We start from the raw sequence: 26717 nt of genomic DNA on the forward strand, positions 1-26717 counted from the left end.
GCCGCGCGGAGAGGAAACGGCCTGCATCTTGCAGCACGCGAACCGTTGCTGCCCATCCGGCCATTGGCACCCCCGAAACGCGGAGCATTGCAGATTGAGCCATCGCCTCGCCAGGTTCGCCGTCTTGCCGCTGTTGCTGGCCGTGGCGGTCGTCGCCGCGTCATGCTCCGATGCAGTCGCATTGGAATGGGGAGTCGGTGGACCGCCGCAGAAGCGCAGGGATCTCGAGCCGATCTTTCAGCTGATGAAGGCGCGAGGCCTGACGCAATACCGGACCGGTCTCAATCTCACGCAAGATGCCGAACCAGTCGAAGCGCCGATGTTCCGGAAAACCGTCGCGCTGGCCAAGAAATATTCGATCACGCTGCATCCTCTCATAAACTTTCCGTTCCGCTACGGCGATCGCACTGACAGGGGGCGCTATCCGAAGGGAGACGGGGAGGCCCTTTACAGGCAGGGCTACGATCGCACCTACGCGTTCGTCCGGCAGTTCAAGGACGATGTGCTCGACTGGGAGCTCGAGAACGAGATCAACCTGCTCGCGCTCGATTCCGACGGGAAGAAGCTGTTCGGGCGCGGGATGACCGCAGCAGATTTCGAGATGCCGGTGATGGAGGACTGGGCCCAGGTGTTGCACGGCGCCTCCGACGCCATCGACCGGATCAATCGCGAGACCGGCAGCCGTCTTCGCAAGGTGCTGAACACGACGTCGACGATGCTGGGCTTCCTGGACTTCATGGAGTCCAGGGGCGTGAAATACGACGTGATCTCCTACCACTATTACGAGGTGGCGGGACAGAATCCGCGTCGGCACTGGAATGGACGAAACCTGCCCTTCGACCTGTTCAAGAAGCTCGCGTCCTATCGCCGCCCGGTGACGTTCAACGAGGTCAATTGCGGCGAGATCTACAAGCCGGCTTATGGCAACCAGCCTGGCGATGCCCTGACGGAGCAGTGCCTGCGCTCGCTGCGGGACACGTTCCAATATCTGAAGAACCAGAAGGACGTCGAGATCGAGAGCATCATGGTCTACGAGCTGTTCGACGAGCCGCAGAAGAAGCCGCCGGAGAACAGGTTCGGGCTGATGTACGAGATCGACAGGCCCAAGGTCGCGCTCTTTCTGCTGACGCAATTCGCCGGCGGCCGTCTGTCGGCCGAGGAATTGGCAGAGTTGAGAACCCGGGGACTGTAGGTCTCCGTGCAAGAAGAAGAACCAGCAATGTCCCCACTTGGATCTGACCGCCCCAACGCCGAGAAGTCGGCCAGCATCCTAGGCTTCAACGGATTGCGCGGTCTCTCGGTCATTCTGGTCTATCTCAATCACAAGTGCGGACTGCAGTTCTACTCGGGCAGCGTCGGCGTCTGGATATTCTTCATCCTCAGCGGCTTCCTGATCATTGGCGAACTCAACAGGCAGCGCAGCAAGGCCGAGACCGACGCGTCGCGGCCGGCGGCGGAAATCGTCACCTTCTGGGTCAAGCGCGCGACGCGCATCTTTCCCGCCTATTATGCGCTTCTGGCCGTGCTGTTCCTGACCCGGTCGTATTTCCAACACGCAGGACCCGATCTCGGCTTCCGCTATCATTTCGTGTATCTGTCCAATTACTGGATCGGCAGCGTCATCGGCGGCACCGCGGGTCCCTTCGGTGTGCTCTGGACGCTCTCGGTCGAGCAGCAGTTCTACGTGGTGGCGCCCTTCCTGTTCATCCTGCTTCCCCTGGAGCGCCACTTCGTAACCTGCATGTGCGTCGTCGCCCTCGGGCTGATCGGCCATTTCCTGATGTATTCGTCGGGCTTCAACCACACCGCCATCCACACTTTGTCGCCCTGGAATTTCAGCCTGATCGCGTTCGGCGGCGCGATCACGATCCTGCACCTTCACAGGCAGGGATGGGCTCCGAACGGCCACGGCACGTTCGCTTGCCTGCTCGTCGTCGCCTTCGCATTGTGTTCGAACGGCGTGTTCTACGACGCGCCTGCTTATCTTTCCCCTGCGATCGACATTGCGATCGGACTTTGCCTGGTCGCGCTGGTCTGGTGGGTTCGCGCCAACCAGGAGAGCGTCTTCGTTCAGGCGCTGGAGTGGAAGCCGCTCGAGCATCTCGGCAAGATCAGCTACGGCTTCTATCTCGTTCATAACTTCATTCCGAATCCGCTCGGCAAGGCGCTCACGCTCTATGGCGGGGTGTCGGTGCCAAACAGCGTGAAGATCACCGCGGGCGCAGCCATCGGCTTCGTGATCTCCTACGCTGTCGCGCATGCGTCCTGGAAGTACTTCGAATCGCCGATCCTGCGCAGCCGCCGCGGGCTGACCGGGTTCTTCCTGCAATACCTGCCGGAAACCCGCTCGCAGGGCGAGCCTCGAACCGAGCTGAAATAGCTCCAAAGCGCGATGCTTTAGCGGCTCACACGAAAGCCGTCGCCGTCGGCCGGATAACAGCGGTGACGAATCCGAAGACCCTTCTCCGCGACGAAATGCGAGAACAGGTCGCGATCGGCTTCGGGCGCCGTGCAAGTGCGGTCGAGCACCGCGAGTCGCGCCTCGCTCCCTGCAGCCTGATAGAGAGCGGCGGCGCTGGGGAACAGGCGGGCCTGGAAGATGTCGGCGAAGTCCTGGGCGGCATAATCCCTGAGCGCGGGCGAGGCAGCGTGGAAGACGCGAAGCGCCAGGGGGGCGCGGATGAGCTGGAGCCAGGCCTCGTGCGGCGCGAACCGATAGGAAAGCTCGAGCAGCTCCGCCGTCCGCGGTCCAAAGCCGACTTGGCGAATTTCGGCCCAGTAGCTGCCGAACCAGCCCAGCCCTTCGGTCGGTGCGCACGCCAGCAAGGCCCGGCTTGTGGACGCGACCGCGTCGGCGTCGACGTCGATCTGTTTCAGGTTGCCTGAGCGCGTCGATTCGTCGGCGATCGCGAGCTGCAGCAGCAGCAGTTCGCGCAGCGTCTTGGCGCTGCATAGCCGGCGGGCGGACGGCATATTGTCCGCAACGATCCATCTCAGCCGATCGACATCATAACGCTCGCCGCGCGCGACGCGGCCCGCGATCTGCGGAACCGCCGGATTGGTCACATCGGGAACGACGGCAGCGATCCAGACCAGCGTGACCGCGGCGAGTGCGACGGTCGATCCGCGCAGAAGCCAGCGAAACGCCGGCTCTCCCGCCTGCGCTGCCGGTTCGGCGGCGCTAAGCTCCCTCGACATAATAGCTGTTGTAGTGCGAGCCTTTATACGCCTCGATCCGCTTCAGCATCTTCGGATTGGCACGGTTGAGCACGGCGCCCAGGAGCTTCTTCTGGATGCCTTCGGAGCTCGCCATCGACTCCTGCAGCGCGTTGCGGCTCGTGCGTCCCCACTCGATGACGTAGACCATGGCGTCGACGAGATGGCTGACGGCCTTGGCGTCCGCCACGGGCATCACCGGCGCGAGGTCGATGACGATGTACTCATACTCCTCGCGCACGACCGCGAGCAGGTCGGCCATCGCCTTGGAGGCGATCACGTCCGCCGAGTTGACCATGCGCGATGCAACGACGGACGGCAGGAAGTCGAGCCCGCTCTCCTTGCTGCGCTGGATGTGATAGCCGAACGAGCGCGGATCCTTGAGGGCCTCGACGAGGCCGGTCGTGGAATGGGGCGCCAGCGCCCGCGTCAGCGAACGCGTATGCAGGTCGCCGTCGATCAGCAGCGTGCGATGGCCGGTCAACGCGGTCAGATGACCGAAATTGGCGGCGACGGTGGTTTTTCCCTCCTTCGGCAGGGAGGAGAGGATGCCGATCACCTTGACCTCGCGCGACAGGCGCGCGACGTCGATCGATACCTTGATGTTCCGCAATGTCTCGGCAAATCGCGAGAATGGGTGTTCGACGACGTAACTTGATACGTTCGCTTCCGGATGGTCCGGGGAGGTCCTTGCCGGGCGAATGTCGGGAAGGACGCCGAGGCATTTCACCCCGAGCTGATCCTCGACGTCGCTCGGAGAGCGCAGCACGTCGCTCATCAGTTCCTTGGTGAACGCGGCACCGAAGCCGAAACAGAGGCCCCCGAGCAGGCCGCCGGCCAGAGCCAGCAGCGTCTTGGGCGAGCTCTTCTTGTCGGGCTTGACGGCGGTGCCGATGATGCGGGCTTCGCTGATCGGGAAGCTCTGGTTCTGCGTCGCGTTCTGGAGCTTCTCGAGGAAGTTGTTGTAGAGGTTGCGATAGGTGTCTGCCGCGCTCTCGAGATCGCGCAGCTTGACCTGGGCCTGGCTGGTGCTGCCGGCCTGGGAGACGAGGTTCTTGAGGTTTTCCTCGAGCGACGTCTCGCGGCTCTTGGCGATCTCGTACTCGCTGCGATAGGCGTCCGCGATGCGGCGGACTTCGTCGGCGATCGCCTTGCGCAGCTCGTCCATGCGGTTGGACAGGTTGATGGCCGCCTGATGGGTCTTGCCGTAACGGCTCGACCAGTCGGCATACTGGGCCGCAAGGTCGAGATACTGCGCGCGCAGGCGCGTGATGACCGTGTTGTTGAGGGCGTCGGTCACCGTTGGCTGGACCAGATCCTTGTCGAGCAGCGCCTCGATGCGGTCGAGGCGGGCCTTGGCCTCGGCCGTTGCGGCGCGCGCGCCAACGAGCTGGGAGTTGGCGTCGGCGAGCTGCTGCTCGCTCATCAGGCCGCGGCTGGTGCCGACGATGTTGTTCTCGGCCTTGAAGGTCTGCACCGCGCGATCGCTAGCCGTTGCCTGCTCGCGCAGCTCGGCGCTGCGCTGCTGCAGCCACTCGCCGGCGCGCTTGGTCGACTGATATTTCGCCTCCAGCGCGCCCACGATGTAGGCGTCGGCGATCGCGTTGGCAATCTGCGCGGCCTTGTTCGGATCGATCGAGCGGTAGTTCATCGAGAGGACATAGGTCGTCAGCACGCGCTCGACCTTGAGATTCTTCTGGAGCAGCTCGACCGCGCCCCGCTCGACGCGCTCCTTGCTGGGAGGGCCGTCCGATCCGAACAGCGCGATGACCTTGCCGATCACCAGCGGAATCAATCCGGGATCGGAGCCGTTGAATTCCGGATCGTCGGTGAGCTTCAGGCGCCGGACGATCGACAGCAGCAGGTCGTCGGATTGGAGGATCTCGACCTGGCTGTCGACAAAGCCCGGGTCGATCAGCGCATTGGATGTGCCGCTGTCCTTGTCCAGCACCTGGGTCTGACGCGTGTCCATCAGGATGCGCGCATTGGCGGTGTACATCGGCGTCGCGAGGATCAGGTACAGGAGAACGAGCGCGAGCGTGCCGGCCACCACCGCTGCGATCAGCGGCCATTGGCGACGCACGATATCCAGAGCGCGCTCGGCGCTTAGCGTCGTGGCGCCGACCTCAATGGCATATCGCGGGCGTTGGGGAAACTGATCTCGTGGCTGAAACATTTCTGGGAATCTTGAGGTTGTCAGTCGGGAAGGGGAACGGGCTTGAACGGATCGGCGAGTTCGGTCTTCCATTCACCCGACATCAGACCGGAGGCCGCACCGGTTGCTGCGGGCATGTTGGCTGTCGATGGAGCAGGGCTCCCGGAAGCGGGTGCAATGCCGGCATCCTGATCCTGGAAATATCCCTTGAGCACGGCGCCGTCGTGCAGCTTTGTGACGAACTCGCTGATCCTGCGCGCCACGTCGGGCTTGCTTGCGACGCAGCGCTCTTCGGCGCGGTGAAGCGCGGTGCCGATCGCGATTCGGTCGGCCTGGCTGGCTTCACGCAACATGTTCCGGACCGGCTCGAGCGCTGCGACGTCGGTCACGACCAGTCCGGCGAGCCGGCCCGACAGCTTGTCCCTGTCGTTCTTGGTCTGGCGCAGCAGAGCCGCGGGGTCCGCGACGAAGGCGGTGATGGCCGCCTGCGGGGCGCGTTCGGTGCGATCGACGCATTGCGCCCGCGCCGGCGTTGCGGCGAGCGCAACGAGGACGGCCGCAGCTATCCGTGGGCTCGCAGCATGGCCACGCAACAAGCTATCGAGTTTGAGGAGGATCGCGCTCATATCTCGTTGCGAAGGATGGATGGCAGAGTATCGATTTAGGCCGTAGGTCCCTGATGGCCCGAAACTATGTCAAATTGTTGTGCGGCGCAAAATATAGACCGGCGCGAACTGAATTGCCATCCTTGCCTGGCCCTACACGCAACTCAACATGAACGACGCTCGTGCTGCCATTGGGCGCAGATTCAGCGAACGTCTGTACATGCGTGAAGCACGATTCTTAGGCAAACACCACCACCCAAAACGAAGGCGCGAGGGCGGTCTATCGACCATCTCCTCGCGCCTGTCAGAACTTGCGACTCAAAGGCCGGTAGACCGAAACGTCGTGCGGTTATTGGACGGTCCGCAGCATCGCCAGACGGGTGGCACGAAGGCGCTCGCCATGCTGGCCGATTGCGACCCAGAACCGCGGATTGCCGGCGGATTGCATCGAGATCCACTCGTATTCCACCGCATTCCAGGGCCGCACCGAACCGGACAGATTGTCCAGGACGAAGTCGCCGCTGGCGATCCGCGCGACGAGCACGAGGTGGCCTTGACCGCCATTGGTCAGGACAACAGCAAGTCGCAGCGCCGATGTCGGCCAGCCCATCTCGATCAGTTGATGACGTTTGGTGACGGCGTAGTCGTTGCAGTCGCCGGCGGACGGCGCAATCGTCCAGCGCGCCACCATCGGATTGGTCGATTTCTGCATCGGCGTGATCGACGCGTTGACCGCGCTGTTCACCTCGCGCAACATGCTCATTGCCTGCTCGCCCGAGGGCAGGGTCCGCTCCGCGGTGTCGGGAGCGCATTCGCTGCCGTTGTTCATGCAGAACTTGACGAACTGCAGCGGCGCGAGCGCATTGTCGTACTCGCGAATGAATGCGCCGTTCGCCTGGTTGAGCGAACCGTCGTTCACGATTTCGGCCTTGGCGGCGGCGCCGGTCGACGCGATGCCCATCGCGACCAGCGATTTGATGACCCAGTTCATGACATCCCCGTCTCGTCTTTTCTTGTTGACGGTACTGGTATTTCACAAACGATTTGAGCTTTGGTTCCGCGGAAATTTACAATTGTAGCGGAATCGGCCGGTCGCTAGACCGGGGGGCAGCTAGGATGGTTAATGCGCTGCCGCCGCAGCCATTTCCGTCATCAGCGAGATGGGCTTACCGAGGTCAGGACCGAAGTCGAAGTGGTCGTCGTCGCTGCAAACAGGGTCTGCGACGCTGCGCCGGGCCCCGCTTGATTCAGGACCGTGGGTGTCGTCGAGCTTGCCGCGCCACCGCGGGCTTCCGCGGGGGGCGCGCTCGGGCCGCCTCCGGCTGTGGTCTCGCCGGTCGGATCGGCGCCGTTCGTCGCTTCCGTCGGGATATCGCCGGTGATGCTGGTGAAAGACGTGATGAGGTCAGGATTCTCAGTCCTCAGGACCGTCTCCTGGATCAGTTGTGCAACCTGAGGCTGCGACAGCACGCAGGTCGAGGCGGCAGTGCCGAGGCCCGCACCGATGGCGCGGCTTTGATCAGCGCTGCTGGCCTTGGCCAGAGAGACAACGCCCTCGACAGTTTCGGGGCGCGCGGTCAGGAGATCGCGAACGGCCGAGGCGAGACCGCCTTGTCCGTCCTTGAACTGGTCGAGCAGGCCGCTCGGATTGGCGAGAAAATCGATCGCCCGTTCCGCCGAAACGATCCCGGTATTGGCGACGCAGCCCGCGCTCACACCCGTTGCGCCGAATGCCGCCGGCGTTTCGGCGAACATCGCCAGTGTCCCGACGATCACGCTAAAGCGCGCACCACAATTCCAAATCATCGTCCTGCCCATTTCCAATATTTTTAGCGTAACTCGATTTGCACCAATTTGCCACGTTCTTTTCGAAACTGCGATGGTAGCGATTGCGCGAGGCCGCATCCGACAATCGCCGCGAAGAACACGCCGTAGCCGGGAATTTGCAGCGAGAAATCGATGCAGCTATGTGCAACCCCCAACACGGCGACGCTCGCGCCGATAACCGGTATGTAGCGATCGCGCTTTCGGCGCAAGCTGCCGGTGAACAGATGGTAAGAGCACCAGAAGCTGACGCAAGCGATCACGGCGAAAGCGGGAATGCCTAATTCGACGGCAATTTCAAGTGGTGTGCTGTGAGCGCGATCCCAGATGCCGAGACTGCCGAGTGCTGCGGGCCGAATGGCGGAAAAAACAGCTTCGAAATTGCCCAGCCCGACACCAAGCAGCGGGTGATGGACGATGATTCCCGTTGATGCCTGATAGGCGGCAAGCCGCTGGGGATCGATCAGCCCATATTCTACGATCCGGCCGGCCACGAGGCCGCCGACGAGCTGCAACAGAACCAGCCCCGCCGCCGCCGAACCTCCGAGCACCAGCCATTTCCTCGACCTGCCGAGCTCGAGAGGGACGAGATACAGGACGACGGCGAGCGCAAACGCACTCACCGACAGCAGCAGGCCCGCCCGCGATCCGGTCATGGCGAGCGCAATCGTGCAGATCGCGAAGCCTGCGCCGAGCGCCACCGGCGTGGAAAGAGCTTGCTCCAGCCGCGATCGCCAGTTCGGTTGCGCTGGCGAGCCGCCTTCCTGACGGTGCATGCTGCGCAGGAACGGCACCAGAAACAGCAGGGCGCAGGTTCCCCAGAACGTCGCCGCCGTATTTCGGTTGACGAACGTTCCCGTGGCAAATCCCAGATAGGCTTCCTTCTGCCTGAACAGGACCATGTCTGGCGCGATCAGCTCGGCGAGAATTCCATAGAGTGCATACAGGCAGCCCGCCCACGCTAATATCCGTAGCAGCGCGCGCGCGGAGCCCGCATCGTTTGCAAGAATGATCGCACGGGTGAAGGCGAGCGCCAGCAGCAGGACCGAACCAAACGCCAGCCACGGACCGCGCGCGGTCGCGGAGAGGCGGTCCGGCAGTGCGAGGCCGAACAGGCGTCGCGGCAGTTCCCAGATGGCTGCGGATTGTGCAGCAGGGGCGCTCCACATTTGTAACGCGGCCATGACACCCGCCGTTGCGACGGCAATTGCCACCGGAATCAGCAGCGTGGCGGTGCGACGGCTCACGACCGCGAGATCAGCCGTCAGCAAGCTGCAAACGAGCAGAAAATTCCAGAAGCAAATCCACGCGAGGTCGAGGGATCCGAGCGGAAGCGGCGCCAGCACAAACACGGCTGCGGCGAAAAATCGCGATATCGCGCCCAAAGGCCCCTCTGTTCCGCAGCTCAGCGGGGCCGAGCTATCAGAACTTCGCGCAAGATCAAGTCACTGCGCGCCGGCCTGTTGACCGCCATTCGCATTGTGCCAGGAAACGCGACAAAGATTCGCGCGTGCAGGTCTGATCTGTTCAAACGCAAGGCCTGCTGCCTCACGATTGCTGAAGTTTGTGCGCACGTCGCAGCAGCTGAAGCAAGATTGCCCGCGGGCTTCTTGCTGCCGCATCTTTCGTGCACTGCGCCGCGCGGACCGGGTGGTTAACGCCGTTTTTGAGTTGAATAACCGAACCGGTGGAGGCATATATTGCACCGCAGCATTTCGCCTTGGTCGAATCGTAGAGCGTCTTTCTAGTGCTAGTTCATCAAACAAAGGCGCACTACGTTCCGCTGGACAGCGTCCGCGGTCTCGCCGCGCTCTGCGTGGTCGTCCATCACTTCGTCGGATCGGATCCGCTCGCCGTTGCGCTGCCTCATCGCGCCTGGATCGACGTCGCCTTCTTTCACAATTCCTGGCTCTTCGTCGACCTGTTCTTCGTGTTGAGCGGAATCGTGATCTCGATGAGCTACGTGCAGCCGGAGTTCAGGGAATTCGACGTCCGGACCTTCACGTTGCGCCGTCTCGCGCGCATCTATCCGCTGCACATCGTCATGCTGTTCGCGTTTCTGGCGTTTCGCCTGATGCGACTCACGCTCACCGAGCTGGACCTGTTGCACTTCTCGACCAACGAGGCGGCGGAGCTGCAGGTTAACAATGTCTATTCATTCGTCGCGAATGTGTTCTTGCTGCATGCCATGGGCGTGCTCGACTATCTGAGCTGGAACGGTCCGAGCTGGAGCATCAGCGCCGAGTTCTACACCTATCTCGTCTTTGGCGTCGTCGTCGTCCTGGCGCAGCGCCTCGGCTACATCAAGCTCGTCTGCGTCCTGAGCGCCGTGCTGGCGGTGCTGGGCGCGGTTCTCATTATTTTCGTGCTGAGGCATGACACGCTCGATTTCCAGACCAACGCCTTCACCCGGTGCTTTCTCGGCTTCTTCGTCGGCGTGCTCACGCTTCGTTTCGTCTCGGGGAAGGGCCGTTCGGTGAGTCCGTTCGTTCAGTCGGCCTGTCAGCTCGGTGCTGCCGCCGTTGCCATCGTGCTGGTTTGCGTCGTCGGCTTCGACGAGCGGCTGAGCTTCGTGGCGCCGATCGTTTTCGGCGCCCTGCTGGGCGCGCTGATGGCCTTTCCCGAGCGGCTTCTGCCGAAGCTGCTATCCGTTCGTCCCCTGGTTTGGCTCGGCAAGCGTTCCTATTCGATCTACATGACGCACGCGCTGATCCTCGTTCTCATCCAGTACTTCGCGCGCGGCGTCGGGACCGGGCGCCTGCAAATGGTCGACAACATTCTTCCTGGCCTCGCGGCCTCGCTGCTGCTCGCCATATTCGTCGCGGCCGTGCTCGTGCTTTCCAACTTCACCTACCTGTGGGTGGAGATGCCCGGTTCGCGATTCGTGGTTCGGCTGTTCAGCCGCCGTGCCGTGCCCTCTATTGCCGCGGCGGAGTGAGGCGCGATGTCCAGCAACTCCTCGGCTCTCCCGGGTTCGGAATGGCGCATGGTCGATCCGGTGCGAATGCCGCTGCATCACCAGCAGGAGGGCAGCGCGTATTTCAGCCTCGAGGCGATCGCGCTTCTGCTTTATTTCTACCGCGACGCGCTCGCAGGCGCGCTGCGCTATTATCTGGCGGTTCTCAAGATCAGCCCGTTGTGGTTCCTGCCCGATATTTTTGCCCTGGTCTGCATTTTCGCCTTCGTGCAGCGCTACATTCTGATGGGGCGAAGCCTCGTCGCGATTCTCACCCTGTTCTACATCTGTTTTGCGCTCTACCTCGGATACGTGTTCCTGGGGTATTTCAGCGGCATGATGTCGTCGTTCAAGATGATCGCGCCGGTCTTCGTCGGCTTCTGCTTCTGCGGGCGCAATTTCGGCGATTACGAGCGACTGCAACGCTGGCTTCACCCTATCTTCTACCTGACGATCGTCGGGATCATATTGTCGTCCCGCATGCAGTTGCCGTGGGTGGGCTATGCCTATGAGACGTTCGGCACGACGCGGCAGGCGACGCGGCTGTGGTGGTCGGCTTCCGAGACGCGCCTCGCAGGCCTTGCCGCCGACAGTACGATGGCCGCGTTCTTCGTGTTCATTTCCTTCGTGATCATCTCGGTGCGCCGAAGCCTGTTGTGGTGCCTGTTCTGGACGCCCATCGGTCTCTACGCCATCAAATTGACCACGAACAAGACCTCGCTCGGCGTGATGGTGATCTACGTTCTTTGCCTGATCATCGTTCGTCTGGTTCCCGAGCGCGAGAAGTTTCCCATGCTGCGGCGAATGGCGCTGCTTTCGTTCCTGTCGATCCTGGTGCCGGCGGTGCTGATCGCCTTGTTCTCCGGGAACAGTCTCGTCAGCATGTCGCGCGGCCTGTTCAGTCTGCAGGACCGCGTCAACAACAGCTGGCAGCTGCCGTTCGTCTACATGGCCGAGCTCATGCCGGTCGGCTTCTTCGTCGGCTGCGGCCTCGGTTGCTTCAACTATCCGCAGCTGCTGTTCTCGAACAAGCTCAGCTATTACGTCCCGGTGGACAATTTCTACCTCGGCACCTACCTGATGTTCGGGCCGATCTTCGTGGTGTTCATGATCCTTGTCATCATCGCGGTCGCAAGAACCAGGGACATCTACAAGCTGTCGTTCGCGGTCGCGATGAATCTCTTCACCATCACGGTTCTGGCCTATGGTCCGGCGAGCGGCTTGATCATGCTGGGCGTGGCATTCAGCGAGGTCTTCGCGCGCGACAAAGGTGTCAGGATCGTCCCGAGTGCGGCCCCGCTTGCGCCCGACGTCGACGATCTGGTTTCACGGCCAGCGTGATCGCCATGCATGCAATGAGCTGCGGTGCGCGGCGCGGGCTCCGGTCCGGAAGTTTCCTTGGGATCGGATCGCGGCGGTGAGCGGAGACAGCAAGAATTTCGTGGAGGCGATCCAGGGGCTGCGCGGCGTCGCGGCGCTCAGCGTGCTGATCGTGCATCTTCAGGACATGCCGCTTCTGGCGGGCTTCCTGCCTCCGATCTGGCCGTGGCTCGAAGCCACGGTCAACATGGGTGGGCACGGGGTCGAGCTGTTCTTCATGATCAGCGGCTTCCTGATCCCTGCGAGCCTCATGCGTCACCGTGGTGTCGGGAAGTTCTTTCTCGATCGCGCTCTGCGAATCCTGCCCGTGTTCGTCATCCTGCATCTGATCCTGTTCACGGCGGGACCCCTGGTCGGCTACAAGTTCTTCAAGGGGATCGACCTGGCGACATATCTCGAGCTGTTCTTCGTCAATCTCGCGTTCCTGCCGGACGCGCTGGGATTGCCGATCGGCCAGCAGAATGCCTGGACGCTGAGCTATGAATGGGCGTTCTACATTCTGTTCGCGCTGGTCTTCACGATGGTGGTGCAGCGGAGGAACTGGTTGCTGGCGGCGCCGTTCCTCCTGCTCGGTGTTGCGGGCATCGCCTATCGGCCTATCGCTGCCTTCTTCCTCGTCGGATTGCTGTTCAGCCTCATCGACCTGCGGGTCCGGATCGGCGGCTGGCCCGGGTTGCTGGCCGGCATCGTCTGCGGCGCCGCCATGTACGTGTCGATCGAATATGTGCATCCGCTGGTCGGGCTGCTCCCGGGCGCGCTGCTGTTTGGAATGGTCCTTGCTCCGGACTCCGGTGTTGCCGTGGCGCTGAGCGGCAAGTTCCTCCAGCTCCTTGGCAAGATCAGTTACAGCCTCTATTTGGTCCATCCTTTTGCGCTATTCCCGCTGCAGATGCTCGGCGTGAAGCTGGCTGCGCGGGGGGGCAATCTGTGGCTGCTCTGGGCCGCCTTTGCGGGCCTCGGCCTGGTTGCTTCACTGATCGCGGGTGCGGTCAGCTACGAACTGATCGAGGTGAGGCTCCGCCGCTTGCTCGATCCGGCGCTGCGGGGGTTGTTTTTCGGAGTGCGTCGTGAAGCCCGTTATGTCGCCTGAGCGCGTCGCCACGCCATCGTTTCAGCCGGATCACGTACGGGTGACGTCATGATCATCAAGAATCTGCTCTCGATGTCGAGCGTGAACATCGTGAAGTCGGCCGTTCAGTTCCTCATCACGCTGCTGATTACCTATTTCGTGACGCCGACCGAATTCGGGCTCGTGGCGTTTTCGCTGCCGTTCATTGCCTTCATCTCCATGCTGACCGATCTCGGGCTGTCGAGCGCGATGATCCAGAGGAGTTCGTTGACGAAGGAGGAAGCCGGTGCAGCGACGACCCTGATGGTTGCGATCGGGATCGGCTGCGCCCTGGTGCTGGCCGCAGCCTCCAAGCCGCTCGGGGCTGCGGTCAACATGCCGGGCCTGCCCGCCGTGCTGGCCGCGCTCTCCGGTTCGGTGGTCTTGTCGATCTCTGCGATGGGACCGCGCGCGGTTCTGGAGCGATCCCTCCGGTATCAGACGATCGCCCTAATCGAGGCCGGAGCGGCCCTCATTGCTGCGATCGTCGGCATCGTCGGCGCCGTGCTGGGCTGGGGAATCTGGGCGCTGATCGCGTATTACGTTTTGATGCAAGCGGTACGTGCCCTGGCGTTCTATGTGAACACCAGGCGCCACATTCACCTGTGCTTCAAGTGGCGCAGCGTTGCTCTGATGCTGTCGTTCGGTGGCTGGGTGCTGGCTTCGAATGTCCTGAACTTCGCGGCGAGAAACGTCGGCAATCTCATGATCGGCGCCAAATTGGGCGCGGCGGCGGTCGGTCTGTTCGGTCTTGCCTTCCAGTTCATGACGCTGCCGCTGATGATCCTCTCGTGGCCCGGCGGCGGAGTTCTGATGGCCACCCTAAGCCGCATGAACGGCGAGCGGGAACGGGAACGGCGCAAGGCGGCGATTTGCGCGGTTCTCGGCATGACGGCGATGATCACGTACCCGACGATGATTTATCTGACGTTCGGGCTGAAATATCCCGTCGCGTCCTTCCTGTCCGCCCACTGGCAGGACGTCTTGCCGCTGATCGCCATTCTCGCGCCGGCGGGCGCCGCGCAGTCGATCGCAGCCTATGCCGGCCCGATTCTGCTGGCTCACGACAAGGCACGACTTCAGTTCTGGGTCAGCACCGCCAACAGCGCTAGCATGGTTCTCGCCTTCCTCGTCGCGTTGCCGTTCGGGCTCACGGCGGTGGCAGTCGTGTATCTGGTCGTATCGATCCTGGTTTGCGCGCTGATGCTGATGATCGGAGCTAGGCACTGCGCGGTCTCCTATGCATCGTTGTTCGGGGCCCTGATGCCGGCCACGGTCGCTACGACGCTCGGCGCGGTGTGCGCGCTCGTGGCAACGAAGGGCGATGTCGCAAGCCTGTCGCATTGGATGATCGCGACGGCGGTCTATGCGCTGATCGTGCTTGGCAGCTACGTGGTATTCAGGCGGCGGATCTGGAGCAGCGTGCAATCGCTGCTTGGTGGGTCGGCTCAGCCGATTCAGGCAAATCTGCCCTCGGCCAGTTAGTAGAGATTGTTGGATGTCTTCAGGAACTGCAATGGGGAGCGAGCCTCAGGCGGGAATTCCGTGGCGTGAGGACCTGATGGCGAATACCGGCAAGTCCGGTGTCGGGGCAGCCCTCATCGGCTTGCTCACGAGCCCAGGCTTTGCCGTGATCACGACCTGGCGAATAGCCAAGATGCTGCGCTTCCAGACGCGCTGGGGCCACCAGATTACGTGGCTGCTGGTGCGGGCGCTGATGCGGCGCGGCTGCTACATCTCCGTTCTCGCGGAGATCGGCCCGGGCCTGATCCTGCCGCACCCGACCGGCGTCGTGATCGGCGAGGGGGCGCGGATTGGCCGTTCCGTGATGCTGTATCACAATGTCACGCTCGGGCGGCGCGCCTGGGATGAGCCGGGTTGTCCGACCATCGGCGACAACGTTGTCATCTATACCGGGGCCGTCATCGTCGGCCCGACGTCGATCGGCGAAGGCGCGAACGTCGCGGCCAATGCGGTCGTGACGCGTGATGTTCCGCCGCATTCCGTCGCCGCGGGAGCACCCGCGCGCGTCGTGCGGTCGCAGGCACCGGGGCGGATGAGCGCCCAGTCTAGAGCAACGACCACCGCACGTTAGTCTGTTGCTGGATCAGCGGCCATTGTCGTTCGCTGAACAGGTTCCATCACGTTGAACTGACGGCGGCGCCGACGCGACAATCGGCATGTGCGCAGATTCCGTCCGTCGCCTGCGTCCTTCTCATCAGCCTTGGCGCAAAACCGGTCACAATTCTGATTGCTTGCTATGTATAGTTGTGTCGGGAAACCAACCATGTCAGCGAGGCCAGCCGATGTCGTCGATCATTACCGACTTTTCGCAAGTCTATCCCTATCTCGACGGCTCGAAGTTCAAGGATACAATTGTCGTACAATATCGGGGAGACGGCGACGTCAGATACAGATGCGATGTCCTGGTGGACATCTGTCGGGGCAAGCGGGTCCTGCATGTCGGATGCTGTGACCATCTGCCGCTCATCAAGCGCAAGATCGACAACCGCGATTGGCTGCACGGCCTGATCACGGAGGCTTCCGAATACACGGTCGGCGTCGATATCGATGCGGATGCGGTGCGGGAGGCATCGCGCATATCCGGGCTCGACAACATGGTCGCGGGCGACGTGACGTCCGCTCAGAAGATCGATGCGATATCCGGCCGGAAATTCGACATCGCCGTGTTCGGCGAAGTCGTCGAGCACATTCCGAACCCGGTCGCGTTCCTGTCGCGCTTCAGGGAGAATTACGGCGACGTCGTCGACCAGATCGTGATCACGGTTCCGAACGCCTTCAGGGGCGGCAACATCAAGGGCATCCTGAAGAACGTCGAGACGATCAACAGCGATCACCGGTTCTTCTTCACGCCCTATACGATCGCGAAGGTCGCAATCGACGCCGGCTATGCACCCGTCGAGGTGAGGATGGCGACCTTCATGCGTGCCTGAAAGCTGAAGTCGATGCTGCTGAAGCAGCTTCCGCTGCTCGCCGAGGACATCATCTTCATCGGCGCGGCGATGCGGCCGCACTGACGTCGTTTCATCCGTGTTCGCGCCGTCACAGGCCGGCGGGTTTACCTGCCGGCCTGTTGCGCGTCAGACGAACAGGAAGTTGCCGTGATCGAGCGTCGTCGTGTTCACATTCTTCAAGAGGATGGAATCGGTCGAGGTGAGCTGGACCAAGGTATCCGAGCCCGATTGCGAAATCTGCAGGTGGCTGTAGTCCGCCACCAGTGATTTCAGGATCTCGATCGTGTCGTGATTGGACGCGGTTCCGGCGTGGAAGCTCTTGATCTGGTCGTTGCCGCCATCGAACATGACGGTGGTCGTGCCGGGTGCCGTGGAGAAGACGTCGTTGCCGCTGCCACCGGCTACTGTCAGCCCTGCGGTCACGGCCGTGACCGTGTGGGTGCCGTCGGTGTTGCGCACGTCGATCGTGAGCAGCCCGCTGCTGTTGTAGCTGTCGTGCTCGACGGCGCCCGGCAGGCCGGAAACCGCGAACTTGAAGACGTCAGTGGTTCCGTCGGCGTTGTTGAGGGTCTCCGTGGTCTTGACGCCGGTGGAGTCGTAGACGTCTGTGACCTTGCTACCGTCCGACTTGATCACCTGGGTGTAGTCGAGCGTGCCGTCCGCGTGCGAGCGGATGAGCGACGTCATCTTGCCAGACGGGTCGATGTGCTGCTGCTCCGTCACGTAGCTCTTGCCGGTGATGCCGTAGATCGTGTTGTCGTGCGAGCCGTCGGCGTTGTTGGCGTAGACGGCGGTCTTGACGCCCGACGAATACACGGTGGTCGAGTTCGAGCCGTCCTTGTTCAGTACGTAATCGCTGGTCAGGCTGCCGCTGCTGTCGAACAGCTTCGTCTCCTTGGTGCCGTCGGCGTTGACGACGTAGATAGACGAGTTCAAGCCGTTCACGTAGTTCGTCGTCGTCACGTCGCCGCCGGCAGTCTTGACCACATGCTGGCTGACGTCACCGGACGAATTGTAGACGTCCGTCGTGGTCGACCCGTCGGTGCCGTTGAGCACCTCGCTCGTCTTGTGACCGGTGCTGTCATAGAGGTCGGTGACCTTGCTGCCGTCGCTGTTGATCACCTGCTTGTAGGCAAGGGTGTCGTCGGCATGAAGCCGGGTCAGGGTCGTCAACGTGCCGGCCGCGGTAAGGTGCTGGATCTCGGTCGTATAGCTCTGGCCGGTGATGTTGTAGAAGGCGTTGTCGTGGCTGCCGTCGGCATTGGTGACGTAGAGCTTCGTCTTGACGCCGGCCGAATAGACCGTGTTCGAGGACGAGCCGTCCTTGTTCTGCACCAGGTCGCTGGCGATCTTGCCGCTGGAATCGTACAGCTTGGTGTCCTTCGATCCGTCGACGTTGACCACGTAGACCGACGCCAGCAGAGCGCCGTTGTAGTTCGTCGTGGTGGTGCCGGTGCTCGTCTTGACGATTTCCTGCTTCAGGGCGCCGGATGACGGGTCGTAGGTGTCGGTCGTCGTGCTCGACGACGTGACGGTGACGACCGAGGTCTTGTGACCGGTGGAGTCGTACTGGGTCGTGACCTTGCTGCCGTCGCTGTTCAGCACCTGGCTGTAGGCCATCGAGCCGTCGGCATGGGTTCGGCTGACCAGTAGCAGCTTCCCGCTGGGGTCGATGTAGTCATGCTCGGTCGTGTAGGATTGGCCGGTGATGTTGTAATAGTAGTTGTCGTGGCTGCCGTCGGCGTTGGTGACATAGGCCTTGGTCTTGACGCCGGCCGTGTACAGCGTGTTCGAGGACGAGCCGTCCTTGTTCTGAACGAGGTCGCTCGCGATGACGCCGTTGGAGTCGTAGAGTTTCGAATCCTTCGAGCCGTCGGCGTTCACCACGTAGACCGACACCAGCAGCGCGCCGTTGTAGTTGGTCGTCGTCACGTTGCCGGATGTCGTCTGCACGACCATCTGCTTGAGCACGCCGGCAGTGGTGTAGTAGTCCGTCGTGGTGGCGGTCGACGTCGTGGTGACGACCGAGGTCTTGTGACCCGTGGAGTCGTACTGGGCCGTGACCTTGCTGCCGTCGCCGTTGAACACCTGGCTGTAGGCCATCGTGCCGTCAGCGTGCGTTCGGCTCACCGACAGCAGCTTGCCGCTCGCATCGAGATGGTCGTGCTCGCTGGTATAGGACTGGCCGGTGATGTTGAAATAATAGTTGTCGCGGCTGCCGTCGGCGTTGGTGACGTAGGTCGTGGTCTTGACGCCCCCCGTATAGAGCGTGTTCGACGAGGAGCCGTCGGCATTCTGAAGCAGGTCGCTCGCGATGACGCCTTTGGCGTCGTACAATTTCGACTCCTTGGACCCGTCGGCATTGACCACGTAGACGGACACCAGCAGCGAACCATTGTAATTGGTCGTGGTCACGTTGCCGGAGGTCGTCTGCACGACCGTCTGCTTGAGCGCGCCGGCCGTGGTGTAGAAGTCGGTCGTGGTCGCCGTCGACGTGACGGTGATCACCGTGGTCTTGTGGCCCGTGGCGTCATACTGGGTCGTGACCTTGCTGCCGTCGCTGTTGAAGACCTGGCTGTAGGCCATGGAGCCGTCGGCATGGGTCCGGACGACGGACAGCAGCCTTCCGCTCGCGTCGAGCTGGTCGTGCTCGCCGGTATAGGACTGGCCGGTGATGTTGTAATAGTAGTTGTCGTGCGTGCGGTCGGCGTTGGTGACGTAGACCTTGGTCTTGACGCCGGCCGTGTAGAGCGTGTTCGAGGACGATCCGTCCTTGTTCTGGACGAGGTCCGCGACCAGATTGCCGCTTGCGTCGTAGGTCTTGGTGTCCTTGTCGCCGATCGGCGACACCGTGACGTCACGCACCATCTTGCCGTCGGTATAGGCGATGTTCTCCGACGAGCCGTCGGTATTGAGCGTGACCTTGCTGGTGATGACCCCGTTCGTGAAGTTGGACGTGCTGGTCGATACAAGCCTTGCCGAGGAGTCGTAGACCCTGGTCACGCTCCAGGTGTCGGTCGAATTGGTGACGGAGAACTGGTAACCGCCCTGGATCGCCGCCAGCGCGGTGGTGTAGTGCGAGATCATGTACTCCATGGTCGCGATCGAGGCGACCGGAAGAACATGCGTGTCGGTGAGCGTGATGGTCTGAAGCGAAGTCGAGGCGTTCAGCTCCGACATCTGCGACACGATGTCCTCGGCGGTTCCGCTGACGTCGGTCACGGTGGGCGGTGTCGTGCCGCCTCCTGTCGGAGCGTCGATCTCGATGATCAGGGGATGATCCGTGACCGGAACCACGATCTGGCTGACGTCGGTGTAGGTGGCGACCGGCGTGCTGCCCTTCAGCGGATCGTAGACGCTGATCAGGTGATGGACGCTGCTGAGGTTCACCGTGACGGAACTGGTCGGGTTCGAGATCTCGGTGTCGGTCGCGTCGTTCCAGACCCTGGGCTCGGCCCAGACCACCAGCTCATAGGCGCCGTTGCTCTTGCCGAGCACCATGCTGTTGCCGCTCGCAGGCAGGCCGTCGAGCGTGTAGTTCAGCGAGGCGGTCGGCGTGCTGCCGCCCTTGCCCTCGTCCGCCAGGATCGTCGTCAGGTTATGGACTGCGGTCGCCGCGAGCTTCGGGGTTCCGTCGCTCTTGAAGAGGCCCCAGTGCGATTCGGAATCCGTTGGGTCGTTGCTGCCCGATGCGTCGAGCAGCTGATAGAGATAGGTGGAGCTGACGCCGTCCTTGTATGCGTCGACCAGCGTATTCAGGATCGATTTCGCCTGCACGTTCTCGCTGGCGCCGACATAGGGCGTGTCGCTCTTGGTGGTGTAGCCCGTCTCCGTGATCACGACCGGCTTGCCGCCGGTGACCGACGTGGCGTTACCGAGCAATTGCTCGAGGGCGGCTTCAGGCGTCAGGCCGGTGCTGACATAGGCGTGCGAGTTGGCATAGTCGGTCGATCCCGACATGTCGCCAAGGTTGGCGTAGTCGGCGAGGTCGTTGTAGCCGATCGACAGGTTGTAGACGGGAATGTTCTTGAGCGCGGCATCGGCCTTGATCGCCGCGTAATAGACGGCCTGGAACTGGGCCGCGGCCGCGATGCTGGAACTCCCGTTATAGGTGAACTCCTGGATGTTGACCTCGTTGAGGCCTTCCATCGCGATGACGCTGCCCGGGTGCTCGGCCGCGAACTCCTTGACCGCGGCGAGATAGTCCTGAAGCGCAGCGGTGCCGCCGGCCGGAACGCCCGATGGGACCACGAGATCGAACTTGTAGCCGTCGTGTGCGAGACCCGCGACGATCGGCGACGCCTCGGGACTCGTTGCCAGTCCGCCGCGCAGCTTCGTCACGCCGAGATATTTGAGATCGTCTTCGACCAGGGCGAGGTTGTCGTAGGCCCCCCACGAATAGCCGACATGAACATTGACGCCGATGGAACTGATGAAGGTGCTCGCCGACAGGATCGTTTGATCTGGTGCTGCGGTGGTCATCGGGATTTCAGAGCCTTTTCTGGAACGCGAGAGTTCGTTGCCGCTTGCGTCTGTCGTATCGACCAATCTCTGTTTTTCGAGTTGGTGAGATCGGTAAAAATGGAAGCACCCCGGAGATTCTCTGGCCGAGACTTTTCCGCGCGACGCTCACGGCGCACGATTCTGCTTACACTGAGCTTCATCTGTGCAGACCATGCTAATGTGCTTGCAGCATGACGTCGCGATGGCGATGCAACGACGTTGTTCGAGCGATGTTGTGCCGATGCCCAATCGCAACGCATCTGCTTCTCGCGCGAGCAGATTCGTTTCTCTTGCGCCCAGCGCTGAGTCGTAGAAACACGGATCAAGCTTCGAATATGACACTTGGTCTCGCGACAAAATCGAATCGCGCTTTCCAAATTTTCCCGAGGAGCTGGCAAGCAGTGCCACGGAACTTTCGGAGATTTTTTTCTGTCTCTTCTCGACTTTGTGGTGGGCGCGTCGATGTCGATGAAATTTTCGTCTGCCTTCGGAACGAGCAAGAGATGATCTTCCCCGGAAGGCGAGAGGAGTCGAACGAACGACGCGATCGGACGGGGGCATCGAGGAGTCGAGACGAATACAACCGGGCCTTGCATTCGCGATACGGTTGTCGAGCCTGCCCACCGCCGGGGCGTGAACGCAGGTTCGAGCGACGCGGCCATGCCGGACGGCGTGTCGCAGATCCGCAACGCCAATATGTTGGGCGCGCAAAACTGTCGCGGGCAACCGCTGGCACGGCACGAATTTTGCCGCTAAGCACTGGTAAGGTCTCGTTGATCGAACGGAGTAGAAGGTCATTCCTATGCAGGATCCCACGTCGGGCGCCCCGAATGTCATGTTTTTGGTTGAGGTCGTGAACTGCAACGACGGGATTGCATCCTATTGCGAGACCTTGGCCACGGGGCTGCACGCCCGTGGCGTGCAGATCCACCTGGTCTCCGGCATCGTGCGGTCGGACGAGAAGTCGGAATACAAGCGCCAGAAGCTGGCGGCGGCCGTCAAGCAGTGGCACGTCGTTCCCGGACTTCGCAAGCTGCCCTCGCTGGCGATCTTCATGCAGTTCCTGAAGCTGATCCGGGAGAACGACATCTCCGTGATCAACGTCCATGGGCTCGGCATGCTGATGTGGGGCCGGCTGCTGTCGCTGCTGACCGGCGCGCGCTGCGTGGCGACCTATCATCCATCGGTGCTCGGGAACATCGACAAGGTGCAGAACGCGCCGCAATCGACGTTCAGCCTGGTCCAGATCCTGTACTTCAACCTGTTCTTTCCGCACACCCTCATTCTGATGTCCGAAGAATCGCTCCGGCATCTCAAGCGGTACGTGCTGTTCGGCAAGAACCGCATCGCCAAGGTATATGGCGGCGTCGACACCGTGCATTTCCGCCCGCCGTCGGATGCGGAGCGCCGCGACGCCCGGGCCAAATTCGGCGTAGCTGAGGGCGAGTTCATGTGCCTGCTGGCGGCGCGCCTCGCCTGGGTGAAGGGCCACGACCTTCTCATCAAGGCGGCGCGCAAGATCCGTGACAGCGCCACGTCTTCGCCGATCGATATCAAATGCTACTTCGTCGGCAGCGGCGGCGCCGAGCGCGAGAAGGAGATCAAGTCGTTCGCCTTTGCCGGCGAGAGGGACAGGGACACCTTCAAGTTCCTCGGCTTCATGGGCGACGTGCGCGAGATCCTCTGGGCCGCCGACGTGTTCGCACTGCCGAGCCGGTTCGAGGGATTCCCGCTCGGCGTTGCCGAGGCCATGGCGACGGGCCTGGTTCCCGTGCGGACCCCGGCAGGGGGCGCCACGGACCAGATCATCGAGGGCCAGACGGGCTTCATCGTGCCGTTCGAGGACGTCGATGCGCTCGTGGGGGCGCTCGAGAAAGTGGCAGATCCCGCAACACGCGCTGCGCTGTCGCGCAACGCCCTTGCACGCGCCCAGCAATATTTCGGCGTCGGGCCGATGGTCGACGAGACCCTCAGGATCTACGGCTTGACCGGAGACACCAGCGGCACTGCGCTGGCCCACGCGGTGAGGGCTTGATCCAGGCTTGCTCTAGCGACGTGCCGAAGCCAGCAGGTCGCCTCGCCACGTCACCAGGACGACGGCGAGGCCGGCAACGGCGATCTTTCCCGCGAGCCAGAGCAGGGAATCTGACGGGGCTGTCGCGAGCATGGCAATCGCGGCGGCCGCGACGGTTGCCTCGACGACCAGCAGCGCGCGCGGCGCCGCCCGGAACCGGATCAGTGGGCCGCTGGCGAAGAGGATGACGAGCGCGGTGGCCAGTGCCGCGCTCGCGATTTGTCCGGCGACCGATATGTGCAGCTGCGCCCCGATCGAAGCTGCCGCGGACACCAGCACCAGCTGGCACGCCGCGACGACCACCAGCCGCGTCGCGGACTTGGTCAGGTGCGGCACGATCGCGAGCGTGGCCTGAAGGTGGGTGTGCAGGAAATAGAAGATCGCCGCGACCGGCGCTGCGCCGAGAAAATCGACCAGCAGATCCGCCGGAACGAAGAGGTGCGCGGCGTTCGGCAGCAGACCGATCAGCCCGCCCAGCATGACGATCGTCGCACAGAGGATGAAGTCGAGCATGCGGGCGGTCGTCCTGCGGGCTTCGCCGTCGATGCTCCGCTCGAACTGGACCACGACATTGGGGTAGCAGACGGTGTGAATGGCAGCCACGAGAACGGAGAACGGCCGTTGCAGCAGGTCGATCGCCATCGAGAAGCCGGCGGCTCCCGTGGTGGCCCGGCCAAGCGTCGCGATCACGATCAGGCGCAACGTGACGGGGACCGAGAGATGAATGACGGAGGCGGCCGCGGCCATGATGCCATAGCGGCAGAAATTGCCCCAATCTCCCAGCATGGCATTCGGCGAGGGTCGCTGCAGCGAGGTGCGATGTACGAGCAGGCTCACGAGAAGCACGGCGCCATAGCCCGCGGCGATGCCGCACAACGTTGACGCCGCGGTGCCGTGGAGATACGCGGCCGCCACGGCGCCGGCCAGAAGGACGCTGGCGCGCAGGATCAGCAGGGCTGATGCTGTCGCCAGCCGATCCGACACGCGCACTATCATGAAATACAGGTCGGTGGCGCCTTGCAGCACGGCCATCGTCAGCGCCAGCACGACGACGCCTGCGTGCAGCGTGCCCAGCAGGCCCGCCACGCTGCCGGCGAGCAGCAGGACCAGCGTACTAAGCCCTCCCGCGGCAAACAGCGAGAAGCGCAGGCGCGCCGCTTCTGCGCCGCAAGCGGCGGCGAGGAAACGGACGCCGGCCAGTTGCAGCCATTCGAACACGAAGACGCAGGCCAGCTGGCTCGTGGCCAGCGCCAGCGAGAACGAGGTGTACTGGGCCGGAGAGAGGATATGGCTGACGGCGAAGATCAGAATGATCGCGGACGCACTCTGGTAGATGTAGCTGCCGAATGCGAGCAGGCTGGTCATGTCTGACGATGCGCGAAATAGAACATGGGGGAAAGGTCGAGGGGCGTGAGCGGCATCTCGGTCCGTCAGGCCTAGGTGCGAGCCATGCTGCGGCTGCGCATGATCTGGTCGAAGGCGGTGCGATAGCCGGTGACCACGTCGTCAAAGGCCCATTTATCAATGCCGGACTTCAACCGACCGCTCATCTCCTGAATCTGCTCTGGAGATTCGATGATCGCCAGAATGCTCTTGGCGATCGAGGCCGGATCGGGTGACGTCAGCCAGCCGGTCAAACCGGGCTTGATCGATTCCTGGATGCCGCCGAAGGGGGTGCCGAGCAGGGGCTTGCAGGCGGCTTGCGCGTCGGCGACGACGAGCGGGCTTGGATCTTCCCAGACCGAGGGCACGACCACGACGTTCACCTGTTCGTAAAACTGCTTCGGCTGCACGAAGCCGAGATACTCGATCCGCGCGTTCGGAGCCAGCTCCTTGATGTGCTTGCGCTGGCTCTCGGAGGCGTGCCCCGCGATGACGAGCCGGATCCGCTCGGGCGGGAGCGTCGCGATGGCGCGAATGAGATTGTAGATGCCCTTTTCTTCGGTCAGCCGGCCGATGAAGCCGAACGTGACGGTGCCGTCCACGATGGCCGTCTCTTCGCTGCCGACGTCGGCCGTCGAGGCGTTTCGAATGACGATTTTCAGTGGTGTCTGCGTGAAGAGACCAAGCCGGGTATGGATGTCGAGAATGCGCTGGCTGACGCCGACCACGGCGTCCAGATGTCTCGTCGCCCCGCGGCGGCGAAGGGTCAGCAAGTGGCAGCTCATGCAGCTCGATTCGCAGGCGTGTCCGTCCGAGAAGCGCGAGCAGCGGGGGCAGGTGAGATAGTAGTCGTGCAGCGTGTGCAGGACCGGAATGCCGAGCTCCGCCGCAGTCCGCCACACGGCCGTGGTCAGCCCGGAGAGATTGTTGGAGTGCAGGATATCAGGCTTGAACGCCTTGATCCTCGCAGCGACGATCTCCGACATCTGCTGCCAGTCCTCGATCGCGTGCCAGATGCCGCGCACGGGCGCGCTGTGATGCTTGGCAAAGGGGAAATAGATGTTGTGCACGGGCGCCGAATACACGTCAATGCCGTTGCAGCTCTCCGTTGGCTGGTTTGAGACGGACGCAGCACGTATCACTTCCACGCTGTCGTTCCGCCCCACCAGAGTCTCGGCGAGGCGGCGGACGAAAGTTTCCGCGCCACCGACCACCTTCGGAGCCAACGGCGTCGGATAGAGGGATGACGTGATAAGGATCTTCATCGAAAAGGTCTGTCCAGCTTTCCCAGCCAAATGGCTTTTTGAAATCTCCGTTTCGGCTTATTGCCGGTTGGTGCGAATATTATTCAAATAGACGTCCAAATATTGTCCTGTCACTGAATCTGCCGAGAACCTTTCGGCAAATCCCGGCTGTGGAGGGCGCGCAACTTTCCAGCGCGATCTCTCGCTGAGGGCCTTCAGCATCAATTCTCCCAGTCGCTCATGGTCGTTGGGCTCGTAGGACCCGACCATGTTGGAAAACCCCGCGATCTCGGGAATCCCTCCCGCCGTCGAACAAATAGTCGACCGGCCAGCGTTGATGCTTTCGATCAGCGTCCGCGGCAGCGGCTCCGGCCAGACCGAGCTCACCAGGCAGATGTCGATGCTGGCATAGAATTCGGCCGCCCTGGCAAAGCCGAGCCATTCGACATTGCTCCTGCTGTGGCTCTTGAGCGCCCGCACGTAGTCCTCGAGTCCCTTTCCGGCAATTTTCAATTGCCACCCCTCGTTGGGGAGCTGCTCGGTGGCCTTGAGAACTACCTCGACACCCTTTTCGGCCTCGATCCGGCCGATGAACCCGAAGATCAGGTCATCCGAGCTCGATGGAGGTGAGGGCACCACCGAGCTCGGATCGGCGATGTTGAAGATGACGCGGCCGTCGGTGCCCCGGAAATATTTCAGCCTGGTGTGCTGATCGAGCACGAACTGGCTGTTCGAGACCACCGCATCGACCATGCGCGAGGCCAGCAGATAGGGCGACGTCATGGCCGCACACAGCGTGCAGCGCTGCGTGCATGTCGCGTCGCCGCGAAACAAGGTCGAGCGCTTGCAGAGCAGGGAATAGTCGCGCAGCGTATGCACGATCCGGATCTTGCGCCGCTTGACCTCCGACCACAACGAGACCGAAAATCCGGTGAGGTTGTTGGTGTGGACGACATCCGGTTTCTCGATGTCGAGAATTTCGGCGAAGCGCGCCGCGGATTTGCGGTTCCAGGTATCCTGAAGATGCCACTTCAGACGCTGGACCGAGGACGGCTTCCTGCCGTTGCCGAACGGCCAGTAGTCATTGTCGAGCGGCACACGATACACCCGCACGCCATTGAGGTCGTCGACGCTGCGATCCTGCTTGTTTTGAAGGCAGACCACGGAAACCTGGTGTCCGCGCTGGACCAGCGCTTCCGCCAGCAGCGACACGGACACTTCGGCACCGCCGATGATTTCTGGCGGATAGAGCGTGTTAACGATCAGTATCTTCAAGGGGAGCCCCGGATTCAGC

Annotated in this window: 19 protein-coding genes; 9 read left to right on the forward strand and 10 right to left on the reverse strand. The window is 62.3% G+C overall.

Features of this window, described 5'->3' with window-relative positions; genetic code table 11:
- Window positions 1–94 precede the first annotated feature (94 nt).
- Together ACNJYB_RS09140 and ACNJYB_RS09145 are read left to right on the forward strand one after the other, a co-directional pair.
- Window positions 95–1192: a hypothetical protein gene (locus tag ACNJYB_RS09140; RefSeq protein ID WP_439373639.1), complete on the forward strand. Its 1098-nt coding sequence runs from the start codon at window positions 95–97 to the stop codon at window positions 1190–1192.
- A 27-nt stretch (window positions 1193–1219) separates the two neighbouring features.
- Window positions 1220–2380: an acyltransferase family protein gene (locus ACNJYB_RS09145; protein ID WP_439373640.1), complete on the forward strand. Its 1161-nt coding sequence runs from the start codon at window positions 1220–1222 to the stop codon at window positions 2378–2380.
- Window positions 2381–2397: 17 nt separating this feature from the next.
- Here ACNJYB_RS09145 and ACNJYB_RS09150 read toward each other — a convergent pair whose 3' ends face one another.
- The 6 genes from ACNJYB_RS09150 to ACNJYB_RS09175 all read right to left on the reverse strand — a co-directional run bounded on the left by ACNJYB_RS09150 (window position 2398) and on the right by ACNJYB_RS09175 (window position 9185).
- Window positions 2398–3066, reverse strand: a complete 669-nt coding sequence (locus ACNJYB_RS09150) for a hypothetical protein (protein WP_439373641.1) — start codon at window positions 3064–3066, stop codon at window positions 2398–2400.
- 115 nt (window positions 3067–3181) lie between these two features.
- On the reverse strand, window positions 3182–5392 hold the full coding sequence (locus tag ACNJYB_RS09155; protein ID WP_439373642.1) for a Wzz/FepE/Etk N-terminal domain-containing protein: 2211 nt from the start codon (window positions 5390–5392) through the stop codon (window positions 3182–3184).
- Between the two features lie 20 nt (window positions 5393–5412).
- Entirely contained in the window at window positions 5413–5997 is a 585-nt protein-coding gene (locus ACNJYB_RS09160) for a hypothetical protein (RefSeq protein WP_439373643.1), read from the reverse strand.
- A gap of 328 nt (window positions 5998–6325) precedes the next feature.
- Window positions 6326–6967 (reverse strand): transglutaminase-like cysteine peptidase, encoded by a 642-nt coding sequence (locus ACNJYB_RS09165; RefSeq protein WP_439373644.1) that lies wholly within the window; start codon window positions 6965–6967, stop codon window positions 6326–6328.
- A gap of 161 nt (window positions 6968–7128) precedes the next feature.
- Window positions 7129–7731: a hypothetical protein gene (locus tag ACNJYB_RS09170; RefSeq protein WP_439373645.1), complete on the reverse strand. Its 603-nt coding sequence runs from the start codon at window positions 7729–7731 to the stop codon at window positions 7129–7131.
- Between the two features lie 74 nt (window positions 7732–7805).
- Window positions 7806–9185: an O-antigen ligase family protein gene (locus ACNJYB_RS09175; RefSeq protein WP_439373646.1), complete on the reverse strand. Its 1380-nt coding sequence runs from the start codon at window positions 9183–9185 to the stop codon at window positions 7806–7808.
- Between the two features lie 362 nt (window positions 9186–9547).
- Here ACNJYB_RS09175 and ACNJYB_RS09180 point away from each other — a divergent pair, with 362 nt between their 5' ends.
- The 6 genes from ACNJYB_RS09180 (at window position 9548) to ACNJYB_RS09205 (ending at window position 16198) form a co-directional block, all read left to right on the forward strand.
- The gene (locus ACNJYB_RS09180) at window positions 9548–10738 is read left to right on the forward strand and encodes an acyltransferase family protein (RefSeq protein WP_439373647.1); all 1191 of its coding nucleotides are present in this window, start codon (window positions 9548–9550) and stop codon (window positions 10736–10738) included.
- Between the two features lie 6 nt (window positions 10739–10744).
- Complete coding sequence (locus ACNJYB_RS09185; protein WP_439373648.1) at window positions 10745–12097, forward strand: hypothetical protein; 1353 nt, start codon at window positions 10745–10747, stop codon at window positions 12095–12097.
- A gap of 76 nt (window positions 12098–12173) precedes the next feature.
- Window positions 12174–13226, forward strand: a complete 1053-nt coding sequence (locus ACNJYB_RS09190) for an acyltransferase family protein (protein ID WP_439373649.1) — start codon at window positions 12174–12176, stop codon at window positions 13224–13226.
- Window positions 13227–13298: 72 nt separating this feature from the next.
- Window positions 13299–14729, forward strand: coding sequence for a lipopolysaccharide biosynthesis protein (locus tag ACNJYB_RS09195; RefSeq protein WP_439375512.1), 1431 nt, complete (start codon window positions 13299–13301; stop codon window positions 14727–14729).
- Window positions 14730–14760: 31 nt separating this feature from the next.
- Entirely contained in the window at window positions 14761–15339 is a 579-nt protein-coding gene (locus ACNJYB_RS09200) for a serine O-acetyltransferase (protein ID WP_439373650.1), read from the forward strand.
- 211 nt (window positions 15340–15550) lie between these two features.
- Window positions 15551–16198, forward strand: coding sequence for a class I SAM-dependent methyltransferase (locus tag ACNJYB_RS09205; RefSeq protein WP_439373651.1), 648 nt, complete (start codon window positions 15551–15553; stop codon window positions 16196–16198).
- A gap of 147 nt (window positions 16199–16345) precedes the next feature.
- On the opposite strand, the gene ACNJYB_RS09210 is transcribed toward ACNJYB_RS09205, so the two are convergent.
- Window positions 16346–20701, reverse strand: a complete 4356-nt coding sequence (locus ACNJYB_RS09210) for an RHS repeat protein (protein ID WP_439373652.1) — start codon at window positions 20699–20701, stop codon at window positions 16346–16348.
- 856 nt (window positions 20702–21557) lie between these two features.
- Here ACNJYB_RS09210 and ACNJYB_RS09215 point away from each other — a divergent pair.
- Window positions 21558–22757, forward strand: a complete 1200-nt coding sequence (locus ACNJYB_RS09215; RefSeq protein WP_439373653.1) for a glycosyltransferase family 4 protein — start codon at window positions 21558–21560, stop codon at window positions 22755–22757.
- A gap of 12 nt (window positions 22758–22769) precedes the next feature.
- Here the strand turns inward: ACNJYB_RS09215 and ACNJYB_RS09220 are convergent, their stop codons facing one another.
- The 3 genes from ACNJYB_RS09220 to ACNJYB_RS09230 form a co-directional block, all read right to left on the reverse strand.
- On the reverse strand, window positions 22770–24161 hold the full coding sequence (locus ACNJYB_RS09220) for a hypothetical protein (RefSeq protein WP_439373654.1): 1392 nt from the start codon (window positions 24159–24161) through the stop codon (window positions 22770–22772).
- A gap of 71 nt (window positions 24162–24232) precedes the next feature.
- Window positions 24233–25444 (reverse strand): glycosyltransferase family 4 protein, encoded by a 1212-nt coding sequence (locus ACNJYB_RS09225; protein ID WP_439373655.1) that lies wholly within the window; start codon window positions 25442–25444, stop codon window positions 24233–24235.
- Window positions 25445–25501: 57 nt separating this feature from the next.
- Window positions 25502–26698, reverse strand: coding sequence for a glycosyltransferase family 4 protein (locus tag ACNJYB_RS09230; protein WP_439373656.1), 1197 nt, complete (start codon window positions 26696–26698; stop codon window positions 25502–25504).
- Between the last annotated feature and the right edge of the window lie 19 nt (window positions 26699–26717).

This window comes from Bradyrhizobium sp. SMVTL-02, from assembly GCF_051853005.1.
In the GTDB taxonomy this organism is placed as follows: domain Bacteria; phylum Pseudomonadota; class Alphaproteobacteria; order Rhizobiales; family Xanthobacteraceae; genus Bradyrhizobium.

Coding starts and splice junctions, on each gene's coding strand:
- ACNJYB_RS09215 (WP_439373653.1), top strand. CDS start 21,558: ATGTTTTTGGTTGAGGTCGTGAACTGCAACGACGGGATTGCATCCTAT.
- ACNJYB_RS09220 (WP_439373654.1), bottom strand. CDS start 24,161: ATGACCAGCCTGCTCGCATTCGGCAGCTACATCTACCAGAGTGCGTCC.
- ACNJYB_RS09170 (WP_439373645.1), bottom strand. CDS start 7,731: ATGTTCGCCGAAACGCCGGCGGCATTCGGCGCAACGGGTGTGAGCGCG.
- ACNJYB_RS09160 (WP_439373643.1), bottom strand. CDS start 5,997: ATGAGCGCGATCCTCCTCAAACTCGATAGCTTGTTGCGTGGCCATGCT.
- ACNJYB_RS09185 (WP_439373648.1), top strand. CDS start 10,745: ATGTCCAGCAACTCCTCGGCTCTCCCGGGTTCGGAATGGCGCATGGTC.
- ACNJYB_RS09195 (WP_439375512.1), top strand. CDS start 13,299: ATGTCGAGCGTGAACATCGTGAAGTCGGCCGTTCAGTTCCTCATCACG.
- ACNJYB_RS09145 (WP_439373640.1), top strand. CDS start 1,220: ATGTCCCCACTTGGATCTGACCGCCCCAACGCCGAGAAGTCGGCCAGC.
- ACNJYB_RS09205 (WP_439373651.1), top strand. CDS start 15,551: ATGTCGTCGATCATTACCGACTTTTCGCAAGTCTATCCCTATCTCGAC.
- ACNJYB_RS09200 (WP_439373650.1), top strand. CDS start 14,761: ATGGGGAGCGAGCCTCAGGCGGGAATTCCGTGGCGTGAGGACCTGATG.
- ACNJYB_RS09210 (WP_439373652.1), bottom strand. CDS start 20,701: ATGACCACCGCAGCACCAGATCAAACGATCCTGTCGGCGAGCACCTTC.
- ACNJYB_RS09225 (WP_439373655.1), bottom strand. CDS start 25,444: ATGAAGATCCTTATCACGTCATCCCTCTATCCGACGCCGTTGGCTCCG.
- ACNJYB_RS09165 (WP_439373644.1), bottom strand. CDS start 6,967: ATGAACTGGGTCATCAAATCGCTGGTCGCGATGGGCATCGCGTCGACC.
- ACNJYB_RS09155 (WP_439373642.1), bottom strand. CDS start 5,392: ATGTTTCAGCCACGAGATCAGTTTCCCCAACGCCCGCGATATGCCATT.